The following is a 16,189-nucleotide window of genomic DNA, read 5'->3' on the forward strand; positions in this document are numbered from 1 at the left end:
GCCGGGCGTACCCGAAGGTTTGCCGCTGCGCGGCTGGCCGGTCCGGGTTCCGCCGATCATCGTGGAAGCACCGCCAGTGCGAGGAGGTCCGCCGGTGATCCACGAGGTCGACGAGGCACTGCGCCGGCTGGTGAAGGACGAGGCGCTGCGCGGCAGCGAGGTCGACGTCGCCTTCGACGCACCCACCAAGGACTGGGCCGCCCGGCGCAACGCCCCGACGGTGAACATCTACCTCTACGACGTGCGCGAGGACATGCGGCGGCGGTCGCGGGGGCTGCTCAACGAATACGACCAGCGTGGCGAGGTCGCGGCGCGGCACCTGCCGCCCAAGCACGTCAAGCTGTCATACCTGGTCACCGCCTGGACGCAGCGGCCCGAGGACGAGCACCGCGTGCTCTCGGACCTGCTGCTCGGCCTGCTGCGCTACGAAGCCGTCCCGGCCGAGGTGCTCACCGGGTCGCTCGCCGAGACCGGCCTGCCGGTGCCGATGACCGTGGCGCTGCCACCGCCGGAGGACCGCGCGTTCGCCGACGTCTGGACCGCGCTGGGCGGCGAGCTCAAGCCGTCACTGGACGTCGTCGTCTCCGCGCCGATCCACAGCGGGCGCGTCTACCCGGCGGGCCCGCCCGCCAAGGAAGGCCTCAAGCTCGACACCGGCGACGGCGAGCTCGTCGGGCACCACGTGTCCGCGGCCGGCGCGGTCGACGGGCAGCGCCGGGTTGCGATGGCGCGCACCCACCGGAAGCCCCGGTGAGCCTGGAGTACCTGTTCGAGCGGCTGGCCCGGCTCGAACAGCGGATCCGCGACGCCGTCGACAGCCGCCGCGCGGCCGACCCGAACCCCGACGACCCCTTCCGCGGCCTGTACCTGTCCAACGAGACGATCGACGCGCTGCTGGAGGGACTCCGCGAGCCGTTCACGCCGTTCACCGACACCGCCCCGGACGGACGGCTGCGCCCGCTCGCCGAACGCGCCGGGCTCACCGGCGTCGACGTCGAGCTGCTGCTGGTCGCGCTCGCCCCCGACCTCGACAGCCGGTTCGAGCAGTTTTACGGCTACCTCAACGACGACGTGACCCGCCGCCGCGCCAGCGCCGGCCTCGCGCTGCGCCTGTGCGGCATCCCCGAGGCCTCGGCCGCCGGCCGCGCGCGGCTGGACGCCGACTCCCCGCTGGTCACCTGCGGCCTGCTCGCCGTGGGGGAGGAGGAGCGGCCGTTCCTCTCGCGCACCCTGCGCGTCCCCGACCGCGTGGTCAACCACCTGCTCGGCGACGACCGGCTCGCGCCCGAGCTGGCCGGCTGCGCCCGCCTGGGCACCGAGCTGGTCGAGGTGCCGGGCCGCGAGCGGCTCGCCCGCGCCATCCGCGGCCGGGCCGGGCTCGTCTACCTCAAGGAACAGCCCGGCGGCGGTGCCGAGGAGCTCGGCGTCGGCGCGCTGGCCGCAGCCGGGTACCCGGCCCTGGTGGTGGACGCGGCGCGCTGGCAGGCCGAGCCGGGCCACGCGGAGCTGACCGCGTCGCTGCGGCGCGAGGCGCTGCTGCGCGGCGCCGGGATCGTGCTGGGCCCGGTCGAGGACCCGCGGCTGGAGGACCTGGCGCACCCGGCGATCCCGCTCGTGGTGCACGGCACCGGCGCCTGGGACCCGCGCTGGAGCGCCACGCCGCCGTTGCAGCTGGACGCGACGCCGCTCGCGGGCGCGGCCCGCGCGGAACTCTGGCGCAGCCGCCTCGACGGACGGCTCGCCCCGGGCGTCGACCCCGGCGAGGCCACCGCGCACTTCGTGCTGGGGCCCGGGCAGATCGCCCGCGCGGCGCAGGCCGCGGCGGTGACCGCGCTGGCCGACGACGGGCTGGTCCGCACCGAGCACGTCCGGGCGGGCGCGCGCAGCCAGAACGCCGCCGGCCTGCAGCGGCTCGCGCGGCGGATCGAACCGGTCGTCGGCTGGGCCGACCTGGTGCTGCCGGCCGGTGTGCTGTCCCTTTTGGACGAACTGGCGGCTCGGGCGCGCTACCGCGACCAGGTGCTCGACGAGTGGCGGATGCGCCCGGGCGGCGGCCGCGGCCGCGGCGTGACCGGGCTGTTCGCCGGGGACTCGGGGACCGGCAAGACGATGTCGGCCGAGGTCATCGCCGCGTCGCTCGGGCTGGACCTCTACACCGTGAACCTGGCGACCGTGGTCGACAAGTACGTCGGCGAGACGGAGAAGAACCTGGAGCGGATCTTCACCGAGGCGTCCGGGGTCAACGGCGTCCTGCTCTTCGACGAGGCGGACGCCATCTTCGGCAAGCGGTCGGAGGTCCGCGACGCGCACGACCGGTACGCCAACATCGAAAGCGCGTACCTGCTGCAGCGGATGGAGACCTTCGACGGGATCGCCGTGCTGGCCACCAACCTGCGGGCGAACCTCGACGAGGCGTTCACCCGCCGGCTCGACGTCATCGTGGACTTCCCGCTGCCGGACGTCGAGCTCCGGCACCGGCTGTGGGACCGCTGCCTCGGCACCCGGATGCCGCGGGGGGCGGACCTGGACCTGGGGTTCCTCGCCGAAGCGTTCGAGCTGGCCGGCGGCCACATCCGCTCGGCCGCGGTCACCGGCGCGTACCTGGCGGCCGAGGCGGGCCGTCCGGTGGGGATGGGCGACCTGGTCGGCGCGGTGGCCCGGGAGTACCGCAAGCTGGGCCGGCTCTGCCTCGACCGGGAGTTCGGGCCCTACCTGGCGATGGTGACCGACGGCTGAACTGCCCGTCGGGGCAGCGTTCGCTGCCCGTCCGGACGGCTGCGGACCCTGGCGCTCGGCCCGCGGGCGCGGGAAGCTTTACGGGCGGTGGAGGGAGCCGAACATGCGTGGGCACAGTCACGAGAACGACCTCGACCCGACCCTGCGGCCGAAGGGCGACCGCATCGAGCGGGACGACCACGACCTGCTGGGCCGGGCCGCGGTGGCCGGCCGCACCGACGTCCTCGGCCCGGCGGGCCTGCTGGGCCTGCAGCGCGCGGTGGGCAACGCGGGGACGGCGGCCCTGGTGGAGGAGGAGCGCTCCCCGGTCCACGACGTGGTCGGCTCGGGCGGCGGCGCACCCCTGGACGCGGCGACCCGCGAAGACATGGAGGGCCGCTTCGGCGCCGACTTCTCCGACGTCCGCGTGCACACCGACGGCGCGGCCCACGACTCGGCGAAGTCGGTGAACGCCCAGGCGTACACGGTGGGCTCGAACATCGTCTTCCAGCGCGACAAGTACGACCCGGGCTCGGACTCGGGCAAGCACATGCTGGCCCACGAGCTCACGCACGTCGTCCAGCAGCGCAGCGGCCCGGTGGACGGCACGGACGCCGGCGGCGGGGTCAAGGTGTCCGACCCGGCGGACCGCTTCGAGCGCGAAGCGGTCGCGAACGCGGACCGGCTGATGTCGGCACCCGCGCCGGCTTCCGCCGTCCAGCGGTGCGAGGACGGTGGGCACGCTTCTTCGTCCGAGGAGGCGGCGGTGCAGCGGGAGGAAGCTCCCGAGGCCGCCGAAGGCGAAGAGGAGAAGATGGCGCAGACCTTCGTGCAGCGCGAGGAAGACACCGAAGAAGAGATGTCCTGACCCGCGGCGGTCAGTCCTGTTCGAGCAGCCGCTGCCACCGGGCGCGTTCCGCGGGCCGCAAGGTCGACAAGGACTCCTCGGCGGCTTGCTGCACGAGGGCGTCTTCACTCGCCAGGAGACGGATCAGCGCCTCGACCGAGTCCTCCGAGTCGTACCACCGAAGCTCTTTCGCCGCGTACCAGCGGGGGGACCGCGTGTGCCGGGCGCGGTCGGCCTCCCTGAGCAGCGTCCGGTGGATCCGGGGATCCCGATACGACTCCAGTGCCTTCAGCGCGTGCACGACGACGGATTCGGCCGGGTCGTGCTCGACCAGGTCGATCAGCAGCGGGACGGCGCGGGGGTCGTCGAGTTCGCCGAGACCGTAGGCGGCTGTCTCCCGCACTTCGGTGTCGGGGTCGCCGACCGCAGCCGCCAGGAGGTCGAACAGGCCGGGTCCCGCTTCCTCGATCGCCTTGTCGAGCCGATCCTCGCGGAGGACCGCGGCCGGGTCGCGGGACGTGCCCTTCATTTCGCTCGCTTGAGGTATTCGGCGGGGATCTGGCCTTCGATGAGAACTTCGTGGTTCTTGATCATAATCGCCTTGACGTCCCCTGCCAACCGGCGGATCTTGGGCTTGGCCTCGAGCATCATGGCGTGCACCGCCTCCGGGGTCAGGATGCGGATGACCCCCTCTTTCTCGAGCTCCTTCAGGGCGTCCCAAACAGCTTTCGCGATGTTGTCCTTCTTGGTGAACTTCGCCGCGCCACCCTTCTTGTCGCCGATGATCTCGGAGAACGAAACGTAGCGGCTGGTCATTTCGCCCTGCTTTTCGCGGACGTGCTCCCACGGAGTCTGGACGTCGGCCTCGTCCGCCGCTTCGCTGCCGAGGGGGAAACCCACCACGTCCCCTTCGCGCCACTGGTCGTCTCCCCGGAAGAGGAACTTCCGCCCGCCGGCCTCCTCGCTCGCCTTGCCCACTTCTTCGGCGAGCTTGATCGGCTCTTCCGACTCGACGTCCGCTTCGCCGACCTTTTCCTCCGCGCTGGCCGACGCCATGACCTGGAAGTGGCCGGGCTTGTCCCGGTCGGGCACCACGGTGAGCGTCTTGAGCCCTTCGGGGCGGAGCGTGCGGAGGATGTTGTCGGTCACCGCGCGCAGACCGTTCCGATCGTGGAACTTGGCTGCGGTGGGCGCGGTGAGCATGTCGTGGGCCTTCTTCTTCACCGCGCGGCTGCGCTCGTCGTCGGCGCCGCCCTTCTTCCCGCCCTTGAGCTTCGACCAGACCTTCTTGCCCGCCTTGACGATCGTCCCGACGACCGAGTCGATCACCTTCCCGACCGGCGCCTGGACCTTCTCCAGGATCGACTTGATCTTCTCCGAAATCCCGCCCAGCCCCAGCAGGCTCGCCAGGAACCCCAGCACCATCGGCAACGCCTTCGCGAGCGTCCGCTCGATCAGGCCGGCCACCGCGCCCGCGCCGCCGCGGGCGATCGACTCCACCGAGTCGAGGACCGAGTCCACGAACTCCTTGATCTGCGCGGCCTTGTCCACGAAGAACATGACGATGTCGTAGATCGCCTTGCAGGCCTTGATGAACGCCGCCGCCGGGTTGAGCATCGAGATGATCCAGGTGATGCCCGCCTTGACGATCTTCTCGATCACGAAGTCCTTGACCTGGCCGAGCACCATCTCCTTCAGGTCGCCCAGCTTCTGCACGATCCAGCGCCACAGGCCGGGGACGCCCTCGGTGATCAGGACCTTGACCACGTCCACGGTCTGCTCCAGCTTGGCCAGCACCGGCTCGGGGATGAACCGCAGGATCCGCGCGCGGACGCTCGCCCAGGTCAGGCCCAGCAGCGACAGGACCATCCGGAGGATGCCCTTGGCGTCCAGCGCCTCCGGGATCTCGATGCCCGCACTCGCCAGGTTGCCCAGCAGCCACCCCTTCAGGCCGTCCTTGAGGTGCTGGACGATGTTGGCCCCGAAGTTCATCACCCCGGTCTTGACCGCGTTGACCAGGTTGCCGAGGAATTCGATCGGCTTCGCGATGATCAGCCCGACTGCGTTCGCGGCCCGCGACAGCACGCCGAGCAGCATGTCCTTGAGCTTGAGGATCGTCTCGATCGCGCCGCCGACGGCCTCCTTCGCCTTGCTCCACAGGCCCTTGTTCTCCGCCTGCAGCGCCTTGATCTCCTCGTCGACGGCGCTGCGGGCCTCGCTGTATTTCTGGGCCAGGTCCTCGACCAGGGCATCCTGCTTCTCGTCGACGGACTTCTCGAGGTCGTCGAACTGGCCGCCGAACTCCTTCGCCGCGTCGCCGGCGATCTTGCGCAACGCCGGCGACTGGGACGCCACCTTCTGCTGCACGCGGGTGCGGCCGTCGGCGATCAGTTGCTTGGCCTCGCCCAGCTTCTGGCCGACGAAGTCCGCGATGTCGCCGATGACGGCCTGCATCTTCGCCTCGTAGACCTTCTTGGCCTCCAGGAACAGGTTGTTCGCTTCGGCGGGCAGGTCGGCGAAGAGGTCGTACGCCCAGCGCGCCGCGCCGGTGATCCCGTCGTAGCGCTCGTCCTTGTAGCGCTTCATCCGCGCCTGGTGGTCGGCGGTGAACGCGGCCTTCGCCTGCGCCTCACCCGCCTCGAACTTCTTCGCCACCTGGTCGTCGAGCGCGCCCAGCACGCCCTCGACCTTCGTCTTGGTCTCGTCGAAGATCGCCTTGATCTCCCCGGTGATCCGCGCCCGGTCCTGCTCGTCCTTCGCCTTCGTGGCCGTCTTCGCCGCCTGGCCCCGCTGGGTCGACGACGACCGCGCCCCGGTCATGCCCGCCATCGCGGCCTGCCCGGACGCCTGGGCCGCGCCGGTGACGGCGGCCAGCTGCCCGGCCTCTGACTCGCGGACCGCGGCCGGCGCCGAAGCCGTGTGCTGCTGTCCCGCCTGCTTCGCGGCCAGCGCACCGGTGAACTCCGGCTCGTTGGACTCGGCCAGCTGCCGGTCGGTGACGCCCGCCGCGGCCATCGCGCCCTGGGTCTCGCACTGGTCGGCCCGCAGGTCGGTCTGTTCGGGCGGCGCCTTGTCCGGCGTCGCCTTGCGCGCGTCCGGCGGCGCCGGCGCGGGCACGGCCGGTGCCGCCGGCAGCGGGGTGACCGGCTTCTCCACGGCCCGGCCGGGATCCGGGGGCTCCTTCGTCCGGTCCGTGACGTCCTTGGCCGAGGCGTCCTTGCCGCTGGTGACCTTGCCCAGCACCTCGGCCTTGACCTGGTCGGCCTTGCCGGAAGTGGCGAACTTGTCGGCCTCGTCGAGGTTCTTGGGTGCCTGCTTGGCGACCGCGGCGTTCACCGCGGCGACGAAGGCCGCCTTGTCGAAGCCGGCCGGCTTCGCCGCGGCCATCTTGTCCGCCTGGGCCGCCTTGGCCTGCGCGTCCTTGTCGTCGGCGGGGGCCACGGCGGCGTCCTGCGCCTGCTTGACCTCCGCGGCGGCGGGCGGGTGCGCCTTCGCCGTGTGCGCCTTGCCTTCGACGTCCTTCTTCAGCGACTGGAACTTCAGGTCGGTTTCGGGTGTCACGCCCGGCGGGGCGACCGGGGGAGCGGGGCAGCTCTGCCGCTGCAGCGCGACCAGCCTGGACACCGCCGCGTTGCCCGCCGAGGCCTGCAGGCGCAGCAACGCGGGCGTGGTCGCGCGGCGCGCCGTCCGGGCGGGCCGCGCGGCCTGCCCGGACGGTTCCGGTGACGCCTTCTCCCGCCCCGTTGGCATGGGTTCAACTGTCGGCCCCTCCGAACCGGTTGCCAACGGCCGCACGGGCAGGCACGGCTGCCCCGAAGGGCAGTTGCCTTTAAGGGCAGAGATCGGTTCCCGCGGGCCTAGCCGCACGGTCGTTCCGCGGGGAAACCCCCGGGCAGCAACATCACCGAAGACAAGACTTGTGCGTCGACAAGGGAGGCACGCATGCCCACCTATCTCACGCCGGGGGTGTACGTCGAGGAGATCGAGGCGGGCGCACGGCCGATCGAGGGCGTGGGCACCGCCGTCGCCGCCTTCGTCGGTTTCGCGGCGGACGGTCCCTTCAACACCCCCACGCTGGTCTCCAACTGGGGCCAGTTCACCCAGACCTTCGGCGACTTCCTCGAAGGCTGCTACCTGGCCCAGTCGGTCTACGGCTACTTCCTCAACGGCGGCACCAACTGCTACATCGTCCGCATCGGCGGCTCGCGCGCCGCGGACAACGGCTCCGCCCCGAAGCAGATCAGCGCCCGCCAGGCCGTCCTCGGCGGCTACCGCTTCGTCGCCAAGGAGCTGCCGGAGGGCAAGCCGGCCGGGGAGATCACCGTCGAGGTGGCCGACCCGACCGGCGAGAACCCGGCCGAAGACCGGTTCACCGTGCTGGTCAAGCAGGACGGCAAGGTCGTCGAGACGCACAACGTGACGACCAAGCGCACCAAGGAGAACGTCGTCACCGCGGTGCGGGAGAAGTCCAACCTCATCACCATCGAAGAGGTCGCCTCCGGCGGCGCGGTCACCAAGCCCGACAAGGGCACCGCGGTGCTCTCGGCCCCGCCGAAGGCGCCGTCGGCCCCGCCGGTCCCGGGCCGGGTCGCCGCGAACGACTACGTCGGCGACGTCGCCGACCGGACCGGCTTCGGCGGCCTGGAGGCGATCGACGAGATCACCATGGTCGCGGCGCCCGACCTGATGGCCGCCTACCAGCGCGACCTGATCGACCTCGACACGGTCAAGGCCGTGCAGCTGGCGATGATCGCGCACTGCGAGCTGATGGGCGACCGGATGGCGATCATCGACCCGCCGCCTGCGCTCAACCCTCAGGAGATCCGCAGCTGGCGGATGGACGCGGCCGGGTACGACTCGAAGTACGCCGCGCTGTACTACCCGTGGGTCCAGGTCCTCGACCCGGCCTCGGGCACCAACACGTACATCCCGCCGAGCGGCCACATGGCCGGCGTCTGGGCCCGCACCGACGCCACCCGCGGCGTCCACAAGGCCCCGGCCAACGAGGTCGTCCGCGGCGCGCTCGCGCTCGAGACGCACCTGACCAAGGCCGAGCAGGAGCTGCTCAACCCGATCGGCGTCAACTGCGTGCGGTCGTTCTCCGGCAAGGGCATCCGGGTCTGGGGCGCGCGGACGCTGTCGAGCGACCCCGCGTGGCGCTACCTCAACGTCCGGCGGCTGTTCAACTACCTCGAGGAGTCCATCCTCAACGGCACCCAGTGGGTCGTGTTCGAGCCGAACGACGACGCGCTGTGGGCGCGCATCCGGCGCACGATCAGCGCGTTCCTGGTGATGGAGTGGCGCAAGGGCGCGCTGTTCGGGCTCACGCCGGACGAGGCGTTCTTCGTCAAGTGCGACCGCGAGACCAACCCGGCCGAAGGCATCGACCTCGGCCAGGTGATCTGCGAAGTCGGCATCGCCCCGGTGAAACCGGCGGAGTTCGTGATCTTCCGGCTGGCCCAGATGTCCGGCGGCACCAGCCTGGTCAACGAGTGATGAAGGGGTTCTGACATGGCACTTCCCGATCTCGACAAGGCTGTCGGCCACTCCTTCGGACTCGAGATCGACGGCGTCCAGATCAAGCAGATCTCCGAGGTCACCGGCCTCAAGATGGAGCAGGACGTCATCGAGCTCAAGCAGAACACCGCCGACGGCAAGTACGTCATCAAGAAGCTGCCCGGCCGCCCCAAGGCGGGCGAGGTCACGCTGACCCGCGGCCTCACCGACGACAACAGCTTCGAGAAGTGGGTCAAGGACGCCCACTTCGGCAAGATGGCCACGGCCCGCAAGGGCGGCGCCATCATCGTCTACGACTACGAGGGCACCGCGCTCAAGCGCTACAAGCTCACCAACGCCTGGCCGAAGAGCCTGGAGATCGGCTCGCTGAAGGCCGGCGACACGAGCGTGCTCACCGAGAAGCTCGTCATCACCTACGAGCAGATGGAAGTCGAGTGAGCCGATGCGCAGGGTGATGGCCTCGGCGCCGGTCGAGGAGGCCCCCGTTTCGCCTGGCTCGCCGGGTACTCCGGGTTCGCTGGGTTCGCCGACCGAGCGGCCGAAGCTGCGGACGGAGTTCGCGTTCGAGCTCCCGCGCGGGTACGTCGACGACGAGGGCAAGGTGCACCACTCCGGCGTGATGCGCCTGGCCACCGCCCGCGACGAGCTGATCCCGCTGCGGGACGACCGGGTGCGCGAGAACCCGGCGTTCCTGACGGTGGTGCTGCTGGGCCGGGTGATCACCCGGATCGGCGACATCACCGACGTGCACGCGGGGATCATCGAGAACCTGTTCGCCTCCGACCTGGCGTTCCTGCAGGACATGTACCGCCGGGTCAACAGCGAGGGCCACACCCGGGCGGGGGTCGCCTGCCCGGAGTGCGGCCACAGCTTCGTCGTCGACGTCGCCGGTGGCCGCCTGGGGGAATCGTGACGTACGCGGCCGACCGGCTGCACGAGGAAGTCGCGTACGTCGCCTACCACCTGCACTGGTCGCTCGACGACATCCTCGACCTCGAACACCCCGACCGGTTGACCTACGTCGCCGAGATCGCCCGGATCAACACCCGGATGAGCCAGGGACGGTGACGCACGATGTGGTTCCGCAGGAAGGAGACGGGCGCGCCGCCTGCGCCTGCGCCTGCGCCTTCGCCTGAGCCGGTTGCGTTGCCGGTGACGCGGGGGGAGTGGCGGACGGTGGCGCCGATCCAGCGGGTGCTGGCCGAGCACCCACTGGTCAACCCGGTGCAGCGGTTCAGCTCGACGTTGACGTCGTGGCAGAGCCCGGCCTACCTCGAGCCGCTCGGCCACCGCATCGGCCCGGCGGAGCCCGCGGGCACCATCGGCGAACTGCTGCGCCCCGCGGCCGGGAGCCGCTCGGCTCCGGCGCCGGAGACGCGCTCCCCGGAGCCGGAGCCGGAGGCGCTGCCGCTGGTGCTGCCGGTGGTTCCGGCGGGCCCGCTGCCGGCCGGGCCGCTGGTGACGTCGTCGGTGACGCCTTCGGTGCGGACGCTGCAGGCGATCGCGTCCCCTGCGCCCTCTGCGTCCTCTGTGGACACCCCGGCGCCGCTGCCTGAACCGGCCCCGGCCTCGGTCGACCCGCCGCGGCCCGAGCTGCCCTTGGTGCAGCGGACCGAGCAGGCGGCGCCCCGGCGGCTCGGGCTCGGTGCGCCGATGCTGCCGGTGTCACGTGCGGCGGAGGGTGACGCACCGGTGTCGCGGACGACCGGATCGCCGCCGCTGAACAGTTTCCGCCCGCTCGAACCTGCGCAGACCACGGAGCCGCCCGGGACACCGGGCGGCTCGACGAGCGTTTCCGAGCCGTTGCCGGTCGCGTCGACGGCCGGGGAGCCGCTGGTGTCCCGGGTGGACGTGGAGGAAGCCTCGCTGCCGGTTTCGCGGGCGGCCGAGGCCGAGTCGCGGCCCGCGGAGCCATCGCTACCGGTTTCTCGGGCGGCGGAGGGTGAGGTGCGCGCCCCGGGGCCATCGCTGCCGGTATCGCGGGCGACGGAGGCTGAGCTGCGCTCCACGGGGCCATCGCTACCTGTTTCGCGGGCGGCGGAGGGTGGGTCGCGCCCGGCGACGCCATCGCTGGCTGTTTCGCGGGCGGCGGAGGGTGAGCCGCGCCCCGCGACGCCATCGCTACCGGTATCGCGGGCGACGGAGGCTGAGCTGCGCCCAGCGACGCCATCGCTGGCTGTTTCGCGAGCGGTGGAGGGTGAGGTCGCGGTGCCGTCGCTGCCGGTCCTGCGGGCGGCCGAGGCACCGGGGCACACTGCGGCGCCGCCGCTGCCGGTTTCGCGGGCGGTGGAGGAGCCCTTGCTGTCGGTCTCGCGGGCGGCGGACGGTGAGGCGGGCCCTGCAGCGCAGGAGCCGGCGATGTCAGTCTCGCGAGCGGCTGAGGCCGGGGCGCCGTCGCTGCCGGTTTCCCGGGCGGTCGAGGGGCAGGTGCCCTCTTCGGAGCCGTCGCTGCCGGTCTTGCGGGCAACGGGAGGGCAGCAGCCTTCGCTGCCGATCTCGCGAGCGGTGGAGGGTGAGGTCGCGCTGCCGGTCTTGCGGGCGGCCGAGGCGGAGGGGCCCTCGCAGCCGGTTTCGGGCGCGGTCGACACCCGGGTGATCTCCGGGGCGGAGGAGTCGATTTCGGTCTCGCGGGTGGCTGAGGATCCCGTGCGCCCCGCGGCGGGGCAAGCATCGCTGCCGGTCTTGGAGGCGGTCGAGACCCGGGCACCCTCCGCGGCGGCCGAGGGGCAGGTGCCATCGCTGCCGGTTTCGCGGTTGGCTGATGGAGGGGACCGCTCGGCGGCGCAGGAGCCATCACTTTCGGTCTCGCCGGCGGTGCGCCCGACGGTGCAGGGCTCCTCATCGCCGGTCTCGCAGCCGGCCGAAGTTGAGGCAGGCCCCGCGGTGCAGGAGGCTTCACTGCCGGTCTTGCGGATCGCCGACGGTGAGAGGCACCCAGGGGGACAGGGGGCATCGCTCCCGGTCTCGCGGGCGGCCGAGCAGCCATCGCTTCCGGCTTCGCGTGGGCCGGAGGCCGAGGTACGCCCCGTGATGCCGGAGTCGTTGCCGGTTTCGCGAGTGGCCGAGACCCCGCCATACCCGGCAGCGCAACAGGCAGGGCAGGCGCAGGAGTCCTCGCCAACGGTCGCGCGGCTGGCTGAAGATCCCGTGCGCCACGTGGCGGAGCAGCCGCCGCTAACGGTCGCGCGCCTGGCCGAGGATCCCGTCCGCCACGTGGCGGAGCAGCCACGGCTGCCAGTCGCGCCGCTGACTGAGGATCCCGTGCGCCAGGTGGGGGAGCAACCGCCGCTGCCTGTCCTGGCCCTGGTCGAGGATCCCGCTCGCCAGGTGTCGGGGCAGCCGCCGCTGCCGGTCGCGCGGCTGGTCGAAGAGTCCGTGCACCAGGTGGGGGAGCAGCCATCGCTGCCGGTCGCGCGGCTGGTCGAGGATTCCGTGCGCCACGTGGCCGCGCAACCGTCGCTGCCCGTCCTGGGACCGGTTGGGACTCAGGCGCCCTCCGCAAAGGCGGACTCGCTTTCGGTTTCGCGGGCGGCTGAGGCCTGGGCGCCCTCCGCGGCCCAAGGCCCCTCGCTGACGGTCTTGCGGTCGGTCGAGGAGCCGTCGCAGCCAGCAGTGGGTACCACCGATCTTCCGCTGCCGTCGACGGCCCACAAGGCGCCGTTGCCGGTGTCACGGGTGGCCGAGCCGTCTTCGGCGACCGGAAGCCCCGCACAGGAAGTGCTGCTTCCCGTGCTCCGGCTGGCCGATGCCCCGGCCACGACACCAGCGCCCCACGGCAGCTTCCCCCTCGCTCGAACACCCGAAACCCCGCCGCTCCGCAGTGAACCCGTCGAAGCGCTCCCGGTCGCGAGGACCGAAGAACAGGCCCCCACCTTCACCCAGGTCGTCCAGCGCGATCCGGCACCGGCACCAGTACCGCAACAACCCCAACCGCCACCCGTGGAGACCGAAGAGCTCGTCAAAAAGCTCTTCGACCCGCTCCTGCGCCGCCTCAAGACCGAACTCCGCCTCGATCGTGAGCGCCGGGGTGCGCTCACCGATCGCCCGCACTGAAGGAGGAACCGCCGATGCCGGACACCGAAGAGGCCGTTGCCGTGTGCTACGTCGTCAAGCTGGACGACAAGAACCTCGGCAACCTCGGCGCGTTCTCCAGCTGTGACGGCCTCGGCTGCGAATTCGTCATGGAACAGCGGGAAGAGGGCGGCAACAACGGCATGGTCTGGCAGCTGCCGACCCGGATCAAGTACTCGAACATCAAGCTCTCGCGGCCCGTCACCGAGGCCAGCTCGCAGATCACCAAGTGGTTCGCCAGCCTGGCGAGCGGGATCGAGCGCAAGACCGCCACCATCGAGGCCCGCACCCTCGAAGGCAAGGTGATCGCCAGCTGGGCGCTCGAAGGCGTCGTCCCGGTGCGGTGGAGCGGGCCGCAGCTCTCGCCCGACTCGCCGAAGGTCGCCACCGAAACCCTCGAACTGGCCCACCACGGCTTCCTCAGCCCGGCGAAGAAGGGCTGATCCCGATGTCCTCGCCCGTCACCTTCACCTCGGCCGGCTCGCAACCACCCGCCGCCTACGGGTCCGGGGCGCCGGCGCCCAGCAACCTGCAGCGGGCGCTGCTGGAAGTCCGGAAGCCGCCGCAGTCGGGCGGGACCGGGCAGCCGCCCGGGGAGAAGATGTTCGACATCAAGTTCCAGTTCAACCCCAAGGAACTCTCGGTCAGCAAGAACGCCAAGTGGGGCCGCGACGCGCAGCCCAACGCCAAGAAGAGCGCGCCGCCGCAGTTCAAGGGGTCCGATCCGGCCAAGCTCGCACTCGAGATGTTCCTCGACGCCACCGACAAGATGGACGACGCCGTCGTCAAGAAGGTCGAGCAGCTGTTCACCTGCTGCGTGGCCACCGAGGACAGCCGCCAGCACAAGAAGCCCTCGCCGCCGTGGGTGATCTTCAAGTGGGGTGGCATGACCGGCTTCCCCGCCTACGTCTCCAGCGTCACCGCCAAGTACACGCTCTTCACGCCGTCGGGGACGCCGGTGCGCGCGGTCTGCACGGTCAACCTCGAGGAGATCTCCGGCGAGCTGGGCGGCCAGAACCCGACGTCCGGCGCGCTCGCGGCGCGGGACACGCACGTGCTCGTCGCCGGGGACACGCTGCCCTCGGTGGCGTTCCGCGCCTACGGCGACGCCGGGCGGTGGCGCGACATCGCCGACGCCAACGACATCGACGACCCGATGCGGCTGCGGCCCGGCACCCGGCTCCTGGTGCCCGCGCTGGAGGAGCTCGATGGCTAACGAGACCTTCACGAACACCCTCATGGTCGAGGTCGAGGGCACCGCGCTGCCCGACGACGTCAAGGTGATGCTCGGCTACGCCTACGTCGACGACAGCCGGAACCTGCCCGACACCTTCGTGCTGCGGTTCCGCGACCCCGGCACCGTCGTGCTCGACAAGGGGAAGTTCAAGGTCGGCGCCAAGATCAAGCTCAAGGTCCAGACGTCGGACCCGGAAGCCCCGCAGGACCTGCTCTCCGGCGAGGTCACCGCGGTCGCGATCGACCTGGACGCCCACGGCACGTTCACCGAGGTCCGCGGGTACGACCACGCGCACCGGCTGTTCCGCGGCCGCCGGGTGGCGGCGTACCCGAACATGACGGTCGCGGACGTGGTGCGCAAGGTCGCCCAGCGGGCGAACATCCAGGTCGGGAAGATCGACAACGTCAAGGGCTTCGGCGGCCGCCCGAACACCCAGCTTTCCCAGGACAACGTCAGCGACTGGGAGTTCCTGTCCCGGCTGGCCGACGCGGTCGGTGCGCAGATCGCCGTCCGCGACGGGAAGCTGAACTTCGAACTCCCCGAGAAGCCCTCCGGCGCGCCATCGACCAGCACCAAGGCCACCGCCGACCCGCTCGTCCTCGAGGCGCACGGGACGCTGCTCAGCCTGCGCGCCAGCGTCACCGCGGCCGAGCAGGTCCCGGAGGTGCGGGTCAACGGCTGGGACTACGAGAACAAGCTGCCGATCACCGCCACCGCCACCCCGAAGAACGCCGGCACGGACGTGCCGTCGGTGGACCCGGTGGCGCTGGCGGGCAAGTTCGCGAGCCCGCCCTTCCTCGACGCCGCCGCGCCGCGGCGCAGCCAGGGCGAGGCGGACGCGACCGCGAAGGCCCTGGCCGAGCGGTTCGGCAGTGCCTGCACCGAACTCGACGGCGTCGCCAAGGGCAACCCCAAGCTGCGTGCCGGCACCGCCGTCACGCTCACCGGCGTCGGCCAGCCCTTCTCGGGCAAGTACACCCTGACCAGCACGCGGCACCTGTTCAACGACGAGGTCGGCTACACCACCGAATTCGCCGTGTCCGGCCGCCAGGAACGCTCGCTCTACGGCCTGGTCGCGGGCGGGGCGAAGACCTCGGCGTGGCCGGGGGTGGTGCCCGCGCAGGTCACCGACCTCAAGGACCCGGCGAAGCTCGGCCGCGTCAAGCTCACCTTCCCGTGGCTGGACAAGGAGTTCACCAGCACCTGGGCGCGCACGGTCCAGCCGGGCGCCGGCAAGGACCGCGGCGCGCTGGTGCTGCCCGAGGTCGGCGACGAGGTCCTGGTCGGCTTCGAGCACGGCGACTTCGAAGCGCCCTACGTCCTCGGCGGCCTCTACAACACCAAGGACACCGCGCCGTCGAAGTTCACCAAACCCGTCGTCGACGGCAACAGCGGGGAGGTCGCGCTGCGCGGGTTCGTCTCGCGCAAGGGCCACAAGCTCGAGTTCGCCGAGGACGACGGGATCATCCTGTCCTCCGGTGACGCGAAGTTCGTGGTCAAGATCGACCAGAAGAACCAGGTCATCGAGGTGACCAGCGGCAAGAGCGTCACGGTCAAGGCGCAGAACGGCGTGAGCATCGACGCCGGCACCGGGCCGCTGGAGCTCAAGGGCCAGAAGGTGACGGTGAAGTCCCAGACCGACGCCAGCGTCGAGGCGGGCGCGCAGCTGAAGCTGAACGGCACCGCGGGCGCGAAGCTCGAAGGCGCCACCGTGTCGGTCGCCGGCCAGGGCCAGACGGAGCTGACCGCAAGCGGTGTCGTCACCGTGCGCGGCAGCGTGGTCAAGATCAACTGACGGGGGA

Annotated in this window: 13 protein-coding genes; 11 read left to right on the plus strand and 2 right to left on the minus strand. The window is 71.4% G+C overall.

Annotation, left to right across the window (positions count from 1 at the left end; genetic code table 11):
* Window positions 1-94 precede the first annotated feature (94 nt).
* The 3 genes from ABZX11_RS37680 (at window position 95) to ABZX11_RS37690 (ending at window position 3,583) form a co-directional block, all read left to right on the plus strand.
* The gene (locus ABZX11_RS37680) at window positions 95-754 is read left to right on the plus strand and encodes a DUF4255 domain-containing protein (protein WP_176169532.1); all 660 of its coding nucleotides are present in this window, start codon (window positions 95-97) and stop codon (window positions 752-754) included.
* Window positions 751-2,736 carry an ATP-binding protein gene (locus ABZX11_RS37685; protein ID WP_354922535.1) on the plus strand — a complete coding sequence of 662 codons (1,986 nt, stop codon included), beginning with the start codon at window positions 751-753 and terminating at the stop codon, window positions 2,734-2,736. The genes ABZX11_RS37680 and ABZX11_RS37685 overlap by 4 nt, the downstream gene beginning before the upstream one ends.
* Before the next feature lie 103 nt (window positions 2,737-2,839).
* Entirely contained in the window at window positions 2,840-3,583 is a 744-nt protein-coding gene (locus ABZX11_RS37690) for a DUF4157 domain-containing protein (RefSeq protein ID WP_176169534.1), read from the plus strand.
* 10 nt (window positions 3,584-3,593) lie between these two features.
* Here the strand turns inward: ABZX11_RS37690 and ABZX11_RS37695 are convergent, their stop codons facing one another.
* Both ABZX11_RS37695 and ABZX11_RS37700 read right to left on the minus strand, forming a co-directional pair.
* On the minus strand, window positions 3,594-4,091 hold the full coding sequence (locus tag ABZX11_RS37695; protein WP_354922538.1) for a HEAT repeat domain-containing protein: 498 nt from the start codon (window positions 4,089-4,091) through the stop codon (window positions 3,594-3,596).
* The gene (locus ABZX11_RS37700) at window positions 4,088-7,312 is read right to left on the minus strand and encodes a hypothetical protein (protein WP_354922541.1); all 3,225 of its coding nucleotides are present in this window, start codon (window positions 7,310-7,312) and stop codon (window positions 4,088-4,090) included. Before ABZX11_RS37700 ends, ABZX11_RS37695 begins: the two co-directional genes overlap by 4 nt.
* 192 nt (window positions 7,313-7,504) lie before the next feature.
* Here ABZX11_RS37700 and ABZX11_RS37705 point away from each other — a divergent pair, with 192 nt between their 5' ends.
* The 8 genes from ABZX11_RS37705 to ABZX11_RS37740 all read left to right on the plus strand — a co-directional run bounded on the left by ABZX11_RS37705 (window position 7,505) and on the right by ABZX11_RS37740 (window position 16,182).
* A complete protein-coding gene (locus tag ABZX11_RS37705; RefSeq protein ID WP_354922544.1) occupies window positions 7,505-9,058 on the plus strand; it encodes a phage tail sheath subtilisin-like domain-containing protein in 1,554 nt (517 codons plus the stop codon).
* A 15-nt stretch (window positions 9,059-9,073) separates the two neighbouring features.
* The gene (locus ABZX11_RS37710; protein WP_176169537.1) at window positions 9,074-9,517 is read left to right on the plus strand and encodes a phage tail protein; all 444 of its coding nucleotides are present in this window, start codon (window positions 9,074-9,076) and stop codon (window positions 9,515-9,517) included.
* 4 nt (window positions 9,518-9,521) lie between these two features.
* The gene (locus ABZX11_RS37715) at window positions 9,522-9,992 is read left to right on the plus strand and encodes a hypothetical protein (protein ID WP_354922547.1); all 471 of its coding nucleotides are present in this window, start codon (window positions 9,522-9,524) and stop codon (window positions 9,990-9,992) included.
* A complete protein-coding gene (locus tag ABZX11_RS37720; protein ID WP_003098516.1) occupies window positions 9,989-10,147 on the plus strand; it encodes a DUF6760 family protein in 159 nt (52 codons plus the stop codon). Before ABZX11_RS37715 ends, ABZX11_RS37720 begins: the two co-directional genes overlap by 4 nt.
* A gap of 108 nt (window positions 10,148-10,255) precedes the next feature.
* Window positions 10,256-13,132 (plus strand): hypothetical protein, encoded by a 2,877-nt coding sequence (locus tag ABZX11_RS37725; RefSeq protein ID WP_354922550.1) that lies wholly within the window; start codon window positions 10,256-10,258, stop codon window positions 13,130-13,132.
* Between the two features lie 14 nt (window positions 13,133-13,146).
* Window positions 13,147-13,593 carry a phage tail protein gene (locus tag ABZX11_RS37730; RefSeq protein ID WP_003098522.1) on the plus strand — a complete coding sequence of 149 codons (447 nt, stop codon included), beginning with the start codon at window positions 13,147-13,149 and terminating at the stop codon, window positions 13,591-13,593.
* A gap of 5 nt (window positions 13,594-13,598) precedes the next feature.
* Window positions 13,599-14,366: a LysM peptidoglycan-binding domain-containing protein gene (locus ABZX11_RS37735; protein ID WP_354922554.1), complete on the plus strand. Its 768-nt coding sequence runs from the start codon at window positions 13,599-13,601 to the stop codon at window positions 14,364-14,366.
* Window positions 14,359-16,182: a VgrG-related protein gene (locus tag ABZX11_RS37740; protein ID WP_176169542.1), complete on the plus strand. Its 1,824-nt coding sequence runs from the start codon at window positions 14,359-14,361 to the stop codon at window positions 16,180-16,182. Before ABZX11_RS37735 ends, ABZX11_RS37740 begins: the two co-directional genes overlap by 8 nt.
* The last annotated feature ends 7 nt before the right edge of the window (window positions 16,183-16,189 follow it).

This window comes from Amycolatopsis sp. NPDC004169 (assembly GCF_040610315.1).
GTDB lineage: Bacteria > Actinomycetota > Actinomycetes > Mycobacteriales > Pseudonocardiaceae > Amycolatopsis.

What these genes read in the sequence shown, in the direction of transcription:
- ABZX11_RS37690 (WP_176169534.1), top strand. Translation starts at nt 2,840, where the DNA reads ATGCGTGGGCACAGTCACGAGAACGACCTCGACCCGACCCTGCGGCCG.
- ABZX11_RS37695 (WP_354922538.1), bottom strand. Translation starts at nt 4,091, where the DNA reads ATGAAGGGCACGTCCCGCGACCCGGCCGCGGTCCTCCGCGAGGATCGG.
- ABZX11_RS37700 (WP_354922541.1), bottom strand. Translation starts at nt 7,312, where the DNA reads ATGCCAACGGGGCGGGAGAAGGCGTCACCGGAACCGTCCGGGCAGGCC.
- ABZX11_RS37705 (WP_354922544.1), top strand. Translation starts at nt 7,505, where the DNA reads ATGCCCACCTATCTCACGCCGGGGGTGTACGTCGAGGAGATCGAGGCG.
- ABZX11_RS37710 (WP_176169537.1), top strand. Translation starts at nt 9,074, where the DNA reads ATGGCACTTCCCGATCTCGACAAGGCTGTCGGCCACTCCTTCGGACTC.
- ABZX11_RS37715 (WP_354922547.1), top strand. Translation starts at nt 9,522, where the DNA reads ATGCGCAGGGTGATGGCCTCGGCGCCGGTCGAGGAGGCCCCCGTTTCG.
- ABZX11_RS37730 (WP_003098522.1), top strand. Translation starts at nt 13,147, where the DNA reads ATGCCGGACACCGAAGAGGCCGTTGCCGTGTGCTACGTCGTCAAGCTG.
- ABZX11_RS37735 (WP_354922554.1), top strand. Translation starts at nt 13,599, where the DNA reads ATGTCCTCGCCCGTCACCTTCACCTCGGCCGGCTCGCAACCACCCGCC.
- ABZX11_RS37740 (WP_176169542.1), top strand. Translation starts at nt 14,359, where the DNA reads ATGGCTAACGAGACCTTCACGAACACCCTCATGGTCGAGGTCGAGGGC.